The 15,052-nt window shown below is 68.3% G+C and carries 14 protein-coding genes, 1 tRNA gene and 1 pseudogene; 8 read left to right on the plus strand and 8 right to left on the minus strand.

Annotated elements, in window-relative coordinates:
- Positions 1-2: 2 nt before the first annotated feature.
- From B4M62_RS02075 to B4M62_RS02085, 3 genes are read left to right on the plus strand one after another with little or no spacing between them, the layout of a single operon-like run.
- On the plus strand, positions 3-518 hold the full coding sequence (locus B4M62_RS02075; RefSeq protein WP_290704433.1) for a DUF2505 domain-containing protein: 516 nt from the start codon (positions 3-5) through the stop codon (positions 516-518).
- A 27-nt stretch (positions 519-545) separates the two neighbouring features.
- A complete protein-coding gene (locus tag B4M62_RS02080; protein ID WP_290704436.1) occupies positions 546-1,403 on the plus strand; it encodes a carbon-nitrogen hydrolase family protein in 858 nt (285 codons plus the stop codon).
- A gap of 19 nt (positions 1,404-1,422) precedes the next feature.
- Positions 1,423-2,457 carry an LmeA family phospholipid-binding protein gene (locus B4M62_RS02085; protein WP_290704439.1) on the plus strand — a complete coding sequence of 345 codons (1,035 nt, stop codon included), beginning with the start codon at positions 1,423-1,425 and terminating at the stop codon, positions 2,455-2,457.
- Between the two features lie 25 nt (positions 2,458-2,482).
- Here the strand turns inward: B4M62_RS02085 and purU are convergent, their stop codons facing one another.
- Complete coding sequence (gene purU, locus B4M62_RS02090; RefSeq protein WP_290704443.1) at positions 2,483-3,373, minus strand: formyltetrahydrofolate deformylase; 891 nt, start codon at positions 3,371-3,373, stop codon at positions 2,483-2,485.
- Between the two features lie 26 nt (positions 3,374-3,399).
- Between purU and deoC the strand changes: the two genes are divergently transcribed.
- The 3 genes from deoC (at position 3,400) to B4M62_RS02105 (ending at position 5,905) form a co-directional block, all read left to right on the plus strand.
- A complete protein-coding gene (gene deoC / locus B4M62_RS02095) occupies positions 3,400-4,071 on the plus strand; it encodes a deoxyribose-phosphate aldolase (RefSeq protein ID WP_290704446.1) in 672 nt (223 codons plus the stop codon).
- 68 nt (positions 4,072-4,139) lie between these two features.
- Entirely contained in the window at positions 4,140-5,411 is a 1,272-nt protein-coding gene (locus tag B4M62_RS02100) for a L,D-transpeptidase (RefSeq protein WP_290704449.1), read from the plus strand.
- A gap of 17 nt (positions 5,412-5,428) precedes the next feature.
- Positions 5,429-5,905 (plus strand): SRPBCC domain-containing protein, encoded by a 477-nt coding sequence (locus tag B4M62_RS02105; RefSeq protein ID WP_290704452.1) that lies wholly within the window; start codon positions 5,429-5,431, stop codon positions 5,903-5,905.
- Here the strand turns inward: B4M62_RS02105 and B4M62_RS02110 are convergent.
- Positions 5,902-6,666 carry an SDR family NAD(P)-dependent oxidoreductase gene (locus tag B4M62_RS02110; RefSeq protein ID WP_290704455.1) on the minus strand — a complete coding sequence of 255 codons (765 nt, stop codon included), beginning with the start codon at positions 6,664-6,666 and terminating at the stop codon, positions 5,902-5,904. The two genes, B4M62_RS02105 and B4M62_RS02110, sit on opposite strands and share 4 nt — an antisense overlap.
- 100 nt (positions 6,667-6,766) lie before the next feature.
- Between B4M62_RS02110 and B4M62_RS02115 the strand changes: the two genes are divergently transcribed.
- Positions 6,767-7,930 (plus strand): ROK family transcriptional regulator, encoded by a 1,164-nt coding sequence (locus B4M62_RS02115; protein ID WP_290704458.1) that lies wholly within the window; start codon positions 6,767-6,769, stop codon positions 7,928-7,930.
- A 3-nt stretch (positions 7,931-7,933) separates the two neighbouring features.
- Here B4M62_RS02115 and otsB read toward each other — a convergent pair whose 3' ends face one another.
- The 4 genes from otsB to B4M62_RS02135 form a co-directional block, all read right to left on the minus strand.
- Positions 7,934-8,722 carry a trehalose-phosphatase gene (gene otsB, locus B4M62_RS02120; protein ID WP_290704461.1) on the minus strand — a complete coding sequence of 263 codons (789 nt, stop codon included), beginning with the start codon at positions 8,720-8,722 and terminating at the stop codon, positions 7,934-7,936.
- Complete coding sequence (locus B4M62_RS02125) at positions 8,722-10,170, minus strand: alpha,alpha-trehalose-phosphate synthase (UDP-forming) (protein ID WP_290704464.1); 1,449 nt, start codon at positions 10,168-10,170, stop codon at positions 8,722-8,724. Before B4M62_RS02125 ends, otsB begins: the two co-directional genes overlap by 1 nt.
- A 7-nt stretch (positions 10,171-10,177) precedes the next feature.
- Positions 10,178-10,339 carry a hypothetical protein gene (locus B4M62_RS02130; RefSeq protein WP_290704467.1) on the minus strand — a complete coding sequence of 54 codons (162 nt, stop codon included), beginning with the start codon at positions 10,337-10,339 and terminating at the stop codon, positions 10,178-10,180.
- 187 nt (positions 10,340-10,526) lie between these two features.
- Positions 10,527-10,600 (minus strand) — tRNA-Thr (locus tag B4M62_RS02135).
- 182 nt (positions 10,601-10,782) lie between these two features.
- Between B4M62_RS02135 and B4M62_RS02140 the strand changes: the two genes are divergently transcribed.
- Entirely contained in the window at positions 10,783-11,625 is an 843-nt protein-coding gene (locus tag B4M62_RS02140) for a formylglycine-generating enzyme family protein (protein ID WP_414651760.1), read from the plus strand.
- Positions 11,626-11,694: 69 nt separating this feature from the next.
- Here the strand turns inward: B4M62_RS02140 and B4M62_RS02145 are convergent, their stop codons facing one another.
- On the minus strand, positions 11,695-14,289 hold the full coding sequence (locus B4M62_RS02145) for a LuxR C-terminal-related transcriptional regulator (protein ID WP_290704473.1): 2,595 nt from the start codon (positions 14,287-14,289) through the stop codon (positions 11,695-11,697).
- 53 nt (positions 14,290-14,342) lie between these two features.
- Positions 14,343-15,052, minus strand: a pseudogene (locus tag B4M62_RS02150) (arylsulfatase); the annotation flags it as partial.

Genomic DNA, 15,052 nt, shown 5'->3' on the forward strand with positions numbered 1-15,052 from the left:
CTATGGCACGACGGCTCAGTTATTCGGCTCGGTTCCCCCACTCCGCCGACAAGCTCTACCAAGCGCAGATGCAGCGGCAGTATTGGGATGACATGATGGCGGGATTTCAGATGATTTCGCCGCACTGCGAGGTCGCCGACTTCGTTTCCGACCCCACGGTCGGGATGCGGGTGGTTCTGAAGCAGACCATCGGGCGCGACCAGCTCCCCCCGATCGCGCAGACGGTGATGATGAAAGACATGATCATCACGCGCGAGGAATCGTTCGGCGTCTTCCACCCCGAGGACGTCACCGCCGGGACCTATAACGCGTCGATCCCGGCCGGACCGGGGAGCCTGACCGGCGTGCAGGAACTGTTCAGCACCGACACCGGTTGCACGATCCGCAAGACTACGGAAGTCAAGGTGTTCGTGCCGTTCATCAACGGCAAGCTCGAACAGGTCATGCTGGTGAACCTCGTCGACCTGTTCCGCGCTGAGGCCGAATACGCCAAGGACTGGATCGACAAGAACTTCTGACGTCGTGCGGCCGACTAGGCTGGCCGCATGCGCGTCGCGATGGCACAGATTACGGCCCGATCGCAGCCGTCGGCCAACCTCGCCGAGGTCGCCGAACTGACGGCCGCCGCGGCTGGTGGCGGCGCAGATCTGATCGTGTTCCCCGAGGCCACCATGTGCCGGTTCGGGGTTCCCCTGGTGCCGATCGCCGAGCCGGTCGACGGCCCGTGGGTGACCGGGGTCCGGGAGATCGCGCGACGGGATCGGATCGCCATCGTGGTCGGGATCTTTACCCCGGGTATCCCGACCGCGGACGGGATACCCCGGGTCCGTAACACCGTCGTCGTCGCCGACCGGTCGGGACGGCTCTGGTCCTACGACAAGATCCACCTGTACGACGCATTCGGTTTCGCCGAGTCGGCCACTGTGCAGGCGGGTACCGACCCGCTGGTCGTCGACCTGCCGCTGGACGACGGTTCATCGGCCCGACTGGGTATCGCCATCTGTTATGACGTCCGGTTCCCCGAACTTTTCGGCGCGCTCGCCGATGCGGGCGCCCAACTGATCGCGGTACCCGCATCGTGGGCATCGGGACCGGGCAAGGTCGAGCAGTGGCGTGCGCTGACTACGGCGCGCGCCCTCGACTCCGGTGCGTACATCGTTGCCGTCGATCAGGCGCCGGGCGACGCATCGGCGACTGGTGACGGGCACCCCACCGGAGTCGGACACAGTCGACTCATTGATCCGTTCGGTAGCGTGGTGGACGACGAATACGGTGGGTCGCCCCGATTGGGGGTTCATCGCCTCAACCTTTCCGGTGCCGTGCGGGCCCGAGAGGTGCTCGGGATGCGGGCCAATCGGCGCCCGATCGCGACGCCTGGGGGCCCGCGGTTGCCGACCGACTGAATTTAGGAGACCGTGGCCTGTGAGCACCGATGATGACGATTGGACGCCCGCCGATGAGCCGGTGGCCCTGGAGAAGGCCGAGCCGGCGACGGAGCGGTTGTCGACCGCCGCGGGGCAGCAATCCGGATCCGGCGAGCCGCTGTGGCCGGCGGAGGACGGTCCGGTGCCGGACCCGGGTACCCGGCCGCCCGCCGCTGGCAGTGCGGCCCGACTCGACGGTGCGACGAGTGGGCCGAATCGGATCAACAGGTCGGCGCCCGCGGAATCTGCGCGCAATACCAAACGGTGGGTCGGCATCGGGCTCGTCGCGGTGTTGCTCGCGGTCGTGGCCGGGCTCGGCGGCACCGAACTCTACCTGCGCCATCAGGTGACCAGCTGCCTCAGCAAGGCGTTCGGGTCGCTCACCGGTGCACCGACGACCGTCTCGCTGAGTGGTCGGCCGATGCTGTGGCAGGCAATGACCAAGGAGATTCCCTTCGTTGAGGTCAACTCCACCGACGGGGCGGGTGCCGGTGACGGGCGGCTGCACCTGCGGGTCGACCGGATCACCGGCAGCGGCAGCCAGTCGACGATTGGTGCCATCACCGGCAACGGGTACGTGCCGTTCAGCCAGGTGACCGCCTCAACGCGACGCCCGGGAGGCATGAATCTCGATCCGAACGGCACCGGTCAGTTCGGTGGCGCCGGGCAGGTGGAATCGATTCGATCCAATAACGACGGCACCTTCGACGTGACGGCGACCGTGACTGCGGTCATCATCCCGCTGCCCGTCACCGTTACCCTGCGGCCGCACATCCGCGACGGAAAGGCGCAATTCGAGGTTGTGCGCGCCAGCATGATGGCCTTCGGCATACCGCCGGACTTCGCGCAGACCATTGTCGACGAGACCACCGACGCGATGTTCGGCTCGATGCTCAAGAACCTGACGCTGTCGAAGCTGGAGGTTCGCGGTGAGGGCGTGGAGTTCGCGGTCAGCGGGGCCAACGTCACCGTCGACGAAAACCTCGTCCGTCCTCGCGGCAACTGTGATGACGTGACGACCGCGCTCGGCTGAGCGTTCCCGGGCGTTCCCGGACCGGTCAGTCGAAGACGACGGTCTTGCCGCCGTGGACGAGGACGCGGTCTTCGAGGTGCCAGCGGACTCCGCGGGCGAGCACCATGGTTTCGATGTCGCGCCCCTGCCGCACCATGTCGGCGACGTGGTCGCTGTGGTCGACGCGGATGACGTCCTGCTCGATGATCGGGCCGGCATCGAGTTCGGCGGTCACGTAGTGGCACGTCGCGCCGATCAACTTGACCCCGCGGGCGAAGGCCTGGTGATAGGGCCGGGCGCCGACGAAGCTCGGCAGGAAACTGTGATGGATGTTGATGGCGCGCCGCGACCACTGCTCGCACAGGTGGGGCGGCAGGATCTGCATGAACCGGGCGAGGACGACCGCGTCGGGCTCGTGGGCGTCCACGATGGCGGCGACGCGGTCGAAAGCGGCACTCCTGGACACCTGCGGGTCGTCGAAGGGGACCAGGTGGAACGGCACGCCGAACCGCTCGGTGAGCTCGCCCAGCGATACGTGGTTGCCGATGACGGCGGCGATCTCACCGGGGAACTCGCCGCGCTCGGCCCGTCCGAGCAGGTCGATGAGGCAGTGGCTTTCCCGGCTGACCAGGACGACGACCCGCTTTGGCGTGCCGGAGTCGGTGAGTCGCCACTCGGTATTGGGGTGGAACTGGTCGGCGGCCATGGTGGCGAACCGCGCCCGCAACTCGTCGATGCTGCCGGCGACCGAGTCGGCGCGCACCGCCTGCCGGGTGAAGAACCAGTTGGAGTCGGCGTCGGAATGATAGGCAGCCTCGGTGATCCAGGCCCCCGCGTCGGCGAGGAAGCCCGCAATGCGCGCGACGATGCCGGTCTCGTCCGGGCAGCCGAGGGTCAGGATGTAGCGGCGATCAGCGGCGGCGATGTCAGATTCCACGGACCCAGTGTGCCAAGCTGGGCCGCATGACTGAACACGACCTCACCCGTGAGCGGGTGGCGCGCATGATCGACCACACGCTGCTCAAGCCCGAGGCGACGCGCTCCGACGCGCTGACGGCGGTCGCGCAGGCGGCCGAGCTGGGTGTCTACGCGGTGTGCCTGTCACCGTCGATGCTGCCCGTATCGACCGGCGCGCAACGGCTGGCCGTGGTCGCCGGCTTTCCGTCGGGGAAGCATCATTCGCTGGTCAAGGCGGCCGAAGCGCGCATGGCCGTCGATGAGGGTGCGGACGAGGTCGACATGGTGATCGACATCGGCGCTGCCGTTGACGGCCGCTTCGACGAGGTGTTCGCCGATGTCGTCACCGTCGCGCAGGCAGTCGGCGACGCCGCGCTGCTCAAGGTGATCGTCGAGTCGGCGGTCTTGCTGCGCGACGCCGGCCCCGACACCCTGCAACAGGTGTGCGAGAAAGCGGCCGCGGCGGGCGCCGGCATGGTGAAGACCTCGACGGGCTTTCACCCGGCGGGGGGAGCCAGTGTTGCGGCGGTGCGGTTGATGTCCGATGCCGTGGGCCCGGGCATCGGGGTGAAGGCGAGTGGTGGAATTGGGGACGCGCGGTTCGCGGCCGAGTTGATCGCCGCCGGTGCGACGCGGTTGGGAACCTCGCGGACCGCCGTCGTCCTGGACGGATTCTGACTTCCTGCGCGGGCGCCGGTGTCCGGCGCGAACGGGCGCCGGCTCGGAAGTGCCGATAGGCTGTGGTCGTGGGGTTGTCATTGCCTAATCGTCGTGCCGTGCTGGCCGCTGCCGGGATCAGCGTGCTCGGTGCTGCTGCCACCGCCTGTGCGCGGCCGGAGAAGGCGGCGCAGGGACCGCCCCGCCCCACCGTGGAGCTCGACTACACCGGGGGCGGCGCACCGATCAACCCGACGGCGAAGGTGGCCGTGTCGGCGCGCGGCGGCGTCCTCAACCCCGATGTCCGACTGTTGCGCGCCGACGGCAAAGCCGTGCCCGGGACGATGTCGCCCGATCGGTCGGTGTTTACGGTCGACGGACCACTTGCCTACGACCGGACCTACACGTGGGCGGGCAGCGCGACCGGATTCGACCGGGTGCCCGCCGACCTGTCCGGCAAACTCGTCACGCTGAAGCCGAAGGCGATCGCGGAGGTGACCGTCAACATCGGCGATGGGCAGGAAGTCGGTATCGCCGCACCGATCATCCTGAAGTTCAATCGCACGATCACCGATAAGGCCGCAGTCGAAAAGGCGCTCACCGTCACCACCGAGCCGCCCACGACCGGTTCGTGGGGGTGGCTGGGCGAGGATAACGGCTCCCGCGTCCACTGGCGGCCCCGAGACTATTTCACCCCCGGAACCAAGGTGCATGCGGGCGCGAAACTCTACGGCCTCGACTGCGGCGACGGGGTGTTCGGTGATGGCGACGTCACCGTCGACTTCCGAATCGGCCGATCTCAAATCGTCAAGGCCGACGCGGCCTCGCACCAGATCGTCGTCGTTCGCGATGGGGCCCCGATTATGACGCTGCCGTGCAGCTACGGTGGCGGCGACCTCGACCGTAATGTGACGCGTTCGGGGATCCACGTCGTCACCGAGAAGTGGGAAGACTTCTTCATGACCAATCCCGCCGCCGGGTACTTCCGGATCCGTGAGCGCTGGGCGGTCCGGATCTCCAACAACGGCGAGTTCATCCACGCCAATCCCGAGACCGTCGGAGTCCAGGGCTCCTCCAACGTCACCAACGGGTGCATCAACCTGTCGCTGGCCAATGCGGAGCGGTACTTCCACACCGCGGTCTACGGCGATCCCGTGGAGGTCACCGGCACCCGAATCGAACTCTCCGAGCGGGATGGCGACATTTACGACTGGGCCTACAGCTGGCCGCAGTGGAAGCGCCTGTCGGCAATCAAGAACTCGATCTCGGTACGGTCGGCACCGGCCACGCCGTCCGGTGCGCCGCCGGTGCCCGCCACCGTGCCGTCCGTCGCGCCGAGAGGGCCCAGGCCGCCGCACTGACGGGCTACCCTGGACTGGTGAGCTTCGTCCTCGAGCATTCGGTGGAGATTGGCGCCCCGGCGGCGACCGTCTGGGCGGTGCTGACCGATTTCGGCGCCTACGGCCAGTGGAACCCATTCGTTCCGCGGGCCTCGTGCCGGCTTGAGCCGGGCGGGCCGATCGACATGGACGTCCGCCTTCGTGGTGACACGTTGCGGCACCAGCGCGAGTTCATCAACCGCGTCGACCCCGGCCGCTCCTTCAGCTATTCGATGCGGCCCGCACCGCTGCGCCTCCTGCGCAGCGTGCGGGAGCAGACCGTTGCCCCGTCGGGGCCGGGGACCTGTCACTATGCTTCGCATTTCCAGATCGACGGCCTGCTGGTTCCGGTCGTCGAGGCGTTGCTCGGCGGCGGGATGCGCCGCGGCTTCGACGATATGACTGCGGGACTGAAGCGGCGGGCCGAGGAACTGGGGGGCGGAGCGAAGCACCCGGCGGCACCGCGGCGGCGCTAGCCCGTCTTGATGTTGCGGCGGGCGTTGGCCTGGTCGCGGGGCTTGATGACGATCTGGTCGAGGTTCACATGCGGCGGGCGGGACGCGGCGAAGGCGATCACTTCGGCGACGTCGTCGGCCGTGAGCGGGGTCAGTCCGGCGTACACCGCATCAGCGCGCTCGGTGTCGCCGTCGAAGCGGATCATCGAGAACTCGGTCTCCACCATCCCCGGCAGGACCTCGGTGAGACGGATCGGCTTGCCGAGCAACTCCAGGCGCAGCGTCCGATGCACCAGGGCCTGCGCGTGTTTGGCCGCGGTGTAGCCGGCGCCGTTGTCGTATGGCTCGAGCGCCGCAACCGAGGTCACGGTGACGATGAGTCCATCACCAGAGGCCGTCAATGCGGGGAGTAGCGCTTTGGTCATCCGCATCGTCCCGATGACGTTGGTCTCCCACATCCATCGCCAGTCGTCCTCGACAGCCTGCGCGACCGGGCCGAGTCCCTTGGCCCCGCCGGCATTGTTGACGAGAATGTCGACCCGGTCGAGGCCGGCGACGAACGCGGCGATCGATTCGGGATCGGTGACGTCGAGGGCACGGCCGATTCCGCCGATCTCCGCCGCTAGTGCCGTGATCCGGTCGAGGCGGCGTGCCCCCGCGACGACAAGGTAGCCGGCGGCGGCGAGCGCACGCGCGGTGGCCGCGCCGATACCTGAGCTCGCACCGGTGACGACGGCGACGCGACGTGACGGAGCGGGGGCGTGGGATTCCGGTGCGGTCATGGTCTCGGTCTATGCCATCGGGTGGGCCGGCGCAAGTCGGCGGTTGAATCCGCATGGCGCCATCGGCACTCGCACGCGACGGCGCTGCTATGTTCTGGCCATGGGAGAACCGGCCGGAGGTATCAGCGGGGTGGTCCCAGCGGCGCTACGGGTGGGCAGGTCCCCTGCCGCGGTCGTTCTCGCCCTCGTCCGGAGCGCCGGACCGGTGACCCGCGATCGCTTGGCGCTGCACTCAGACCTGTCGACGGCGACCGTGAACCGTCAGGTACATGCCTTGGCCGGGGCGGAACTGATCGTCGAGCGCCCCGACCTCGTCGACGGCGGTGGCATCGGGCGTCCGAAGGTGCCGCTGACGCTCAACCATGAGGGCTTGGCCGTCGCCGCGATGCATATTGGCGCCCGCCGGACGCTGCTCGCGATCGCCGACCTCGCGGGCCGGACCCTGCACAGCCATGCCGTGCTGACACCCGACGGCGATCCCGTCGAGGTGATCGGGATCCTCGCCGATGCCCTGGCTGAATTGATCAGCCGCTTCTCGGGCCGGCGGTTCCTCTGGGCCGGGGTGGCGGTGGGCGGTGATGTCGACGAGACGACCGGCGCGGTGGACCATCCGGTCCTCGGGTGGCGCGGGGCGCCGGTCGGTGCGATGGTCAACCAGGCGCTGGGGCTGCCGGTGTCGGTGTGCGAACACGTGCAGGCGATGGCGGCCGCCGAACTGGTCCTCGCGCCGCCCGTGGGCGGAGCCGTGCCGGGGAGATCGTCGATCTATTGGTATGCGCGCGAGACGGTCGGGATGGCGCTGACGGTCGACGGTCATGTGCAGGTCCCGCGCACCGGGGCCGGAACCGTGGCGCACGTACCGGTCCGCGCGCCGCTGTTCGGCCCGTCGGGGATCGGCCCGTCGGGGATCGGCACCGTCGGGCTGCAGCAGGTCATCGGTACGTCGGCGCTTCGGGGCGCGATGCGCCGGTCTGGTTCGGCCGCCGAGTCGTCGCTGGTGGAGGAGCGGGCCCGGGCGCTGGGGGAAGCGATTGCGACCATCGCCGACGTGCTCAACCCTGATACCGTCATCGTCGCCGGCGACGCGTTCGCCAATCATCCGCGCGGCCTGGCGCCCGTCCAAGCCGCATTCGATGCCGCGCGACACCTGCCACACCGATTGGAGCTGACGCCGACGCGATTCGGCCTCGGCGTCCAGGAAGCGGCGGCGGTCGTCGTGGCGCTTTCGGTGATCTACGCCGATCCGATCGGATCGGTCGGATGACGGTTAGCGGCGGCCCTCGAGCAGCACGCGCAGCACCTCGCCGACTAGGTTCGGGCCGGCGATGCGGTGCCGCGCAATGGTGTTGCCGTCGCCGACCTTGATACTGATGTCGCTGCCGCGCAGATGGCTGAACGCGTTCTCGTCGGTGACGTCGTCACCGAGATAGCAGACTGCGTCGGCGTCGGACTGTGCGCGCAGCAGGTCGAGGGCGTGGCCTTTGCCGGTCTCGATCACGGCAAGTTCCAGGACGGCTTTTCCTTCGGTGACGTGGACCCCGGGCCGAGTGGCGGGGCCGCGACGGGCGAGTTCGAGCGCAGCGTCGGAGTGTGCGCGATCGGCGGCGTTCCGCACGTGCAGCACGGCGCTCGCGGGCTTCGTTTCGACCATCGTCCCGGGGAATTGCGCGGCGATCTCCCCGAGATCGGCTGCTACCTGCGCGAGTAGCGCCCGCTCGGCATCGGTGATGCGGGTGGCGAAATCATCGTCGAACTCGGTCCCGTGACTGCCGACCAGGGCGACCCCGCAGCGGTCGGGCGCGGCGATCGCGACGAGTGCGGCCAGGTCGGCCCGGGCGCGGCCGGACACGATCGCGGTCGTGGTCGCGGGCACCGCCGCGAGTGCGACGAGTGCGGCGACCGCCGCGGGATCTGCGCGCGCATCGGTGGGATGGGCGACGATGGGGGCGAGGCAACCATCGAAATCGGAGGCGACGACCACCGTCGGCAGCGCCGCGAATGCGTGTAACGCGGCGATCAGCTCCGCCGGCAGCTGTGGCGATTCGCCGGTCGCCATCAGTTGGCCGTGTCTTTGAGGGCGTCGAGGAAGCTCTTCGCCCACCGCTCGACGTCATGGGTGAGGACTTGTCGCCGCATGGCGCGCATCCGGACCCGACCGTCCTCGGCCGGCTGCTTGACGGCCGCCTCGATCGCGTCCTTGACGCCCTCCATGTCGTACGGGTTGGCCTGATAGGCCTGCTTCAATTCGGCTGCGGCGCCGGTGAATTCGGACAGGACCAGTGCGCCGCCGAGGTCGCTGCGGCATCCGACGTACTCCTTGGCCACGAGATTCATCCCGTCGCGCAGCGGGGTGACCAGCATGACGTCGGCGGCAACGAAGAAGGCGAGCAGTTCGTCGCGCGGGATCGGCCGGTTCAGGTATTGGACTACGGGCTGGCCGACTTCGGCGAACGTACCGTTGATGTGGCCGACGAGTTGCTCGATCTCCGAGCGCATCGCGACATACGACTCCACCCGCTCGCGGCTCGGAGTGGCCAGTTGGACCAGGACGGTCTCGTGCGGGTCGAGCCGCTGTTCCTCCAGTAGTTCCAGGAACGCCTTGAGTCGGACGTCGATGCCCTTGGTGTAGTCGAGGCGGTCGACGCCGAGCAGAATCGTCGATGGACTGCCGAGCTCCTTGCGGATCTCGCGGGCGCGCCGGCGAATCTCCCGTGTCTTCGATGCCGCGTCGATCTCGCCGGCGGCGATGGAGATGGGAAAGGCACCCACCGTGACGGTCCGGCCGTCGACCTCCACCGAACCGAATCGGGAGCGCACACCCACCGATCGCCGCGATGCGTGGTGGCCGCCGAGCCGGTTGGCGAGGTAGAGGAAGTTCTCGGCACCTTCGGGCAGGTGGAAGCCGATGAGGTCGGCGCCGAGCAGCCCGTTGACGATCTCCGCCCGCCACGGCAACTGCATGAACAACTCGACGGGCGGGAACGGGATGTGGAGGAAGAAGCCGATCTTGAGGTCGGGGCGCAGTTCGCGCAGCATCTTCGGAACGAGTTGGAGCTGATAGTCCTGGACCCACACGAGAGCGCCGTGGCCGGCGACGTCGGCGGTGGCCTTGGCGAACCGCTCGTTGACGGCGACGTAGGTGTTCCACCATTCGCGATGGTATTGCGGCTTGGCGATGACGTCGTGGTAGAGCGGCCACAACGTGCCGTTGGAGAAGCCCTCGTAGTATTCGGCGATTTCGGTGCTGCTCAGTGGCACCGCACGGATTTCGAGGCCGTCGATGTCCGGATCGTCTTGGGAGTCGGGCACGCCGGACCAGCCGACCCAGGCTCCGGTGTGGCTGCGCAATACGGGCTCGAGAGCGGTAACGAGCCCGCCGGGGCTGCGCTTCCACCGCACCTCGTCGTCGGGTAGGACTTCTTTGTCTACCGGCAGCCGATTGGCGACCACCACGAACTCGGCTGACGGTGTTCGGTCCGCTTCCGGCGCCGATGAGGTGGTCATGGCGTGGTCAGGCGGGTTCGCCCGGCGCGATCCCCAACATTGCCAGCAACATGCGGCATTCGTCGGCGTCGGTCGCGTAGGCGGCGACCACCCGGCGGGCGGAGGTCGCAGTCTCGTCCGCGACGGGCTCCAACTCGTCGTCGCTCAGATCGGCGGTCTTCGGGGGCATGGCTGGTCCTCTACGTCGTGCCTGGATGCTTCGCTCACATTCTACCCACGGGCGCGTGAACCGCGTGCCCGGTGGCGACGCCTTCACAACTGAAGGAAGTGGCGCCGAGTGGAATCGGGTTGGGAGCCGAGATCGCCACTGGTCATCCGCAAGCCGCGAGGCCTGACCACGATCAGCGGTTGATCAGAGCCCCCTGTCGGGATCGAACCGACGACGTTCCGCTTACAAGGCGGACCCTCTAGCCAACTGAGGTAAGGGGGCGTTCGGGCCGTGCGACCCGACCGTGATCGTATCGCGGCGGTGCGGTGTCACGAAACGTCGCAGTTGGGTAAGACTGTTGGCGTCGGCCTCGTCGGCAGGCGATGAGATGGAGCCCGTCGCACCATTAGCATGGACTTGTGACCTATACCGAGCTTGTGGAACTACCCGGCGGCTCATTCCAGATGGGCTCTGACGCGTCCTACCCGGAGGAGGGGCCGGCCCACGAGCGCACGGTTGCCGCCTTCGCCATCGAGCGGCATCCGGTGACCAACGCGCGCTTCGCCGAATTCGTTGCCGCCACCGGATATGTGACCGTGGCCGAGGAGCAGATGGATCCCGACCAATTCCCGGGGGCGGACCCCGCAGACCTGGTGCCGGGCGCATTGGTCTTCACCCCCACCGCCGGGCCGGTGGACCTCGGCGACTGGCGTCAGTGGTGGCGGTGGGAGCCGGGGGCCAGCTGGCGCCATCCGACGGGACCGGAATCGTCGATCGAATCCCGCTGGGATCACCCCGTGGTGCAGGTCGCCTACCGCGATGCCGCCGCGTACGCGCAGTGGGCGGGGCGGCGGCTGCCGACGGAGGCGGAGTGGGAGTTCGCGGCGCGCGGCGGGATCGACGGCCGCGAGTACGCGTGGGGCGGTGAGCTGCACCCCGACGGGAAGGTCATGGCCAACACCTGGCTGGGCCGCTTTCCCTACGAGTCGACGGGGTGGGGATCGACCTCACCGGTAGGCGTCTACCCGCCGAACGGATACGGATTGGCCGACCTGATCGGGAACGTGTGGGAACGGACCAGTGACATCTACGTTCCGCGCCACGTCGTGCCGGGGCAGGTGCACGTCGATGCCGGCGGACGGCCCGACCTGCTCGCGCCGACGGTGAACCCGCAGGTGATGCGGGTGACCAAGGGGGGATCCTTCCTCTGTGCACCCGAGTACTGCCGCCGCTACCGTCCGGCGGCCCGTTCGGCACAGTCCGACGATTCCGCGACCGCGCATCTGGGATTTCGTTGCGCGCTCTGAGGCCGGACTAGCACTGCCGCACTGGCGGGCGAGAGTCCCCACACCGCGGGTGAGCCCGCGAGTGCTTGCTCAGCGGCGGCGTGCCACCGCCGTGATCGCATCGCGGCGGTTCCCCACGCTCAGCTTGCGATAGAGCGTGCGGGTGTGGGTCTTGACCGTGTTGATCGACAGGCCCACCTCCGCGGCGATCTCGGCCAGTGTCATCGTCGTCCGCAGGTACCCGAGGATCTGGTTCTCGCGGTCGCTGAGGTCGTTGAGGACCCGCGTGGGAGGCTTCAGCGCGGCGATGAAGGCGGCATGCGACGTTCCCCAGCGCGCGTGTTCGGCGAGCAGATCTGCCAGTGCCGGGTCGGTGTCTAGGAACGGCTTGGCGATTTTGCCGGCTGTGGCCACAGTCAGGGCCCGCTCGAGTACCTCGTGCGCCGCGGGGTAGTCGCCGTCGGCCCGGTGGATCAACGCCGAGGTCACGAGTAGGGACGCGCGAATGTGGTCACCCAGCGGTAAGGGCGCGAGTTGCTTCACCATTGCCGCCGCCGCGTGCCGGCCGACGTGGCGCCGGATCAAATCTACGGCCACCGTCGCGGACGCGGGGATCTCGCGCCAGTCGACCCGAACACCACGGATCAACCGGCCGGCCCGGTCATCGTCGCCGTCGGCCTCAGCGAGCTTCGCCAGCGCCACCACGCGGTACAACTCCCACGGTACGCCGCGCACCTCGTGGTCAGGCATCTGCCGGACGAGTGAGTACGCGTTCCGGCGCTCGGTCGCGTCGCCGTCGAGGGCGGCGATGAGGACGAGATATTGCCGGGCGATGCTCGAAATCCCCACGGCTACGGCGTGCGCGTCGATCGTCTTGGTGAATGCGGTGCGCGCCGCGGCGAAGTCGCCCTCCCAATAGGCAATCCAGCCTTCGGCGGCGAGTTCGGGGGCTCCTACCTGGGTCGACCAGCTATCTGAATACTCGTCAGAGCTCTGGATGCGCGCCAAGATTTCTCGACTGGCGCCGTGGTCGCCGACCCAGGCGCTACAGAAGGACAGCAAGCCGGCCGCGCGGCGCGCGATCGTTGCCTCGCCCGCATCATTGCCCAGGGTTTCGGCGGAGGTCAGCAAGGCGATGCCGTCATGCATCTCGTAGCGCAGCATGAAGTGGGCGCGGCCGAGTAATAGCTGTGCCGCGGCGTACCGGGCGGCACCGAGACTTCGCGCGTAGGAGAGGTTGTCGTGGGCAACGCCGAGGGCCTCGATCAACTCGGCCCGATCGTCGCACAGAAACAGTCGGGCGCAGGCGTCGGTGAACAGGGTGCGTTCACTCGATTCGGGGCGCGGCGTCCGGGTGGCTCGGCTCGTGAACAGCGCCTGGGCCTCTGCTCGGCGGCCCGCCAGATCGATGGCACAAGCGGTGATCGTCCGGACGTCATCGCGGGAGGCATACGGCTCGGGGATCCGGGTGAGGACCCGCTCGGGCGACTCCTCGGCGCGGCCGGCCAGCAGCAGGATCCACGAGTCCACGAGGATCTCGGTGGCACGCCGGGGGTCGCCGCCGAGCAAAGCCTCGTCGATCGCGTGCAGCGGCTGGCGTGTGGTGAGCAGTTCCGCGGCGCGCAGATGCAACGCGCGCGAGTGCTCGGGGTCGCGCAGGGCGACGAGTTTGCGGCATCGGCTGGCGAATACGTCGTGCCAGCGATACTGCGCCGCACCGTCGGTGCCGAAGCGGTCGAGGAATAGTCCACGGCGGCGGCACTCTTCCAATAGTGCAAGCGCATCGGAGCGCCCGGAGATGCCGGCCGCGAGCACGCCGTCGAGCTCCGACACGGTGGTGACGTCGAGGAGGAACGCGGCGAGCTCGGGCGGAAGGCCCGGCAGCACCTCGTCGGCGATGACATCGAGCAGCAGATCATCGGGAGCCGCGGCCCGGGTCGGGTGGCCGGCCGCAGCGCCGGTCTGCCCGGATGCCAAGAGCGCCACGCGAACAGCGGCGGCCCACCCGCCCGTCCGGTTGAGCATTGAATCGACCTCGGTCGCCGATCTCGCGGCCAGGCCGGCGGCCGACTGGATTTCGGCGGCGGTGAACAGCAGTGCCGAGCTGTCGAGCCGGGTCGCATCACCGGCAAGGATCTGTGACGAGACCGGCAGCTGGTGCGGGTCATGGCCGATGAGCAGGAGCCGCAGGCCGGCCGGCCCCTGCTCGAGGAGCGCCCCGAGGACACTCGTGTTGGCTGCGGCGCCGGAGCGCTGGAGGTCGTCGACGACCAGAACGATGGGTTCGCCTACCACGTCGACCGCGGTGCCGACTGCCTCGTGTAGTGCGCCGACCTCCGCCGCGTCGATGACGGCGAGGGCGTCGAGAATGTCATCGCGGGCCATCGTGACGGCCAGCCGGCGCAGTGCGGCGGCGATTCCTTCGGAAATCGCCGCCGGATCGGTGTCGTAGCGGTTCAGCGACAACCAGGCGACCGGGTGCCCACAGGTGCGCGTCCACTCGGCCACCGCGGTGGTCTTGCCATACCCGCTGGGTGCGGTGAGAAGCGTGATCCGGTGACACGCAACCGCTTTCGCGAGCGCGTCGCAGACACGCGGGCGCGGGAGTGGGTCGGCGAACTCGGGCACGGCGAACCGGGCCTCGAGACCGGTGCTTCGATGCCGATGGAATGAGCCCCGTCCCATCTCCGAAGTGTAGGTCTCCGAGAGCAGATCGGGGAACGCCGTGATGGGGCCGGTCAATCGAGGGCGAACGCGGCGGCTGCTTCCTTCTCCAGATCGAGATACTGGTCGACCGACACATCGATGCCGACACCGAGCAACTCGCCTCCGACGAAGGGGAAGCTGCCCCGATCGTGGTAAAGGCTGCTCACCGGATCGGCACTGTCGAACCCGACGCACAATCCGTCGCCCGAGAGGGTGAACTTGCCGGCCTGAACGCGCAGGGCCTTCGAATCGACGGAGTCGGTTCCGACGTACAGCGTTGCCGAGCCCACCGACTCCCCGTTCTGCCCCGCCTTCTCGCGAGTGAATTCGACGCCGAGGGTCAGCTTGCCCGGCGACAATTCACTCGACTCGAGGATCTGCTCGTCCTCGCCGAGGAAGTTGTACACGTAATACAGCTTGTGATCCTTGATGAACAAGGAGTGGCCGCCGAAGCGTGATCCGTGCGCGAAGAGCACGCCTTCGCTGTCGTCGGTGAGCACCACGTCGGCCAGGATCTTGTAGTCGCGGCCACGGATGCTGACGGCCACCCCCTCGGGGACCGGTGAGGTGTCCGGGTAGTACACGTACCGGGTCCGGGGGGGCTCGGACCTCGGTCGGTCGACAGCGAGCAACTCGACCGGAGTCCGGTCATCAAGCGGCAGGACGTCGTTCTTGTCGGCCTCGTCGAACCAGACCTGGATCAAGTGTGCGAGCTTTTCCGGATGATCGGCGGCGAGATCGG

The organism is Gordonia sp. UBA5067, from assembly GCF_002414845.1.
Taxonomy (GTDB): Bacteria; Actinomycetota; Actinomycetes; order Mycobacteriales; family Mycobacteriaceae; genus Gordonia; species Gordonia defluvii.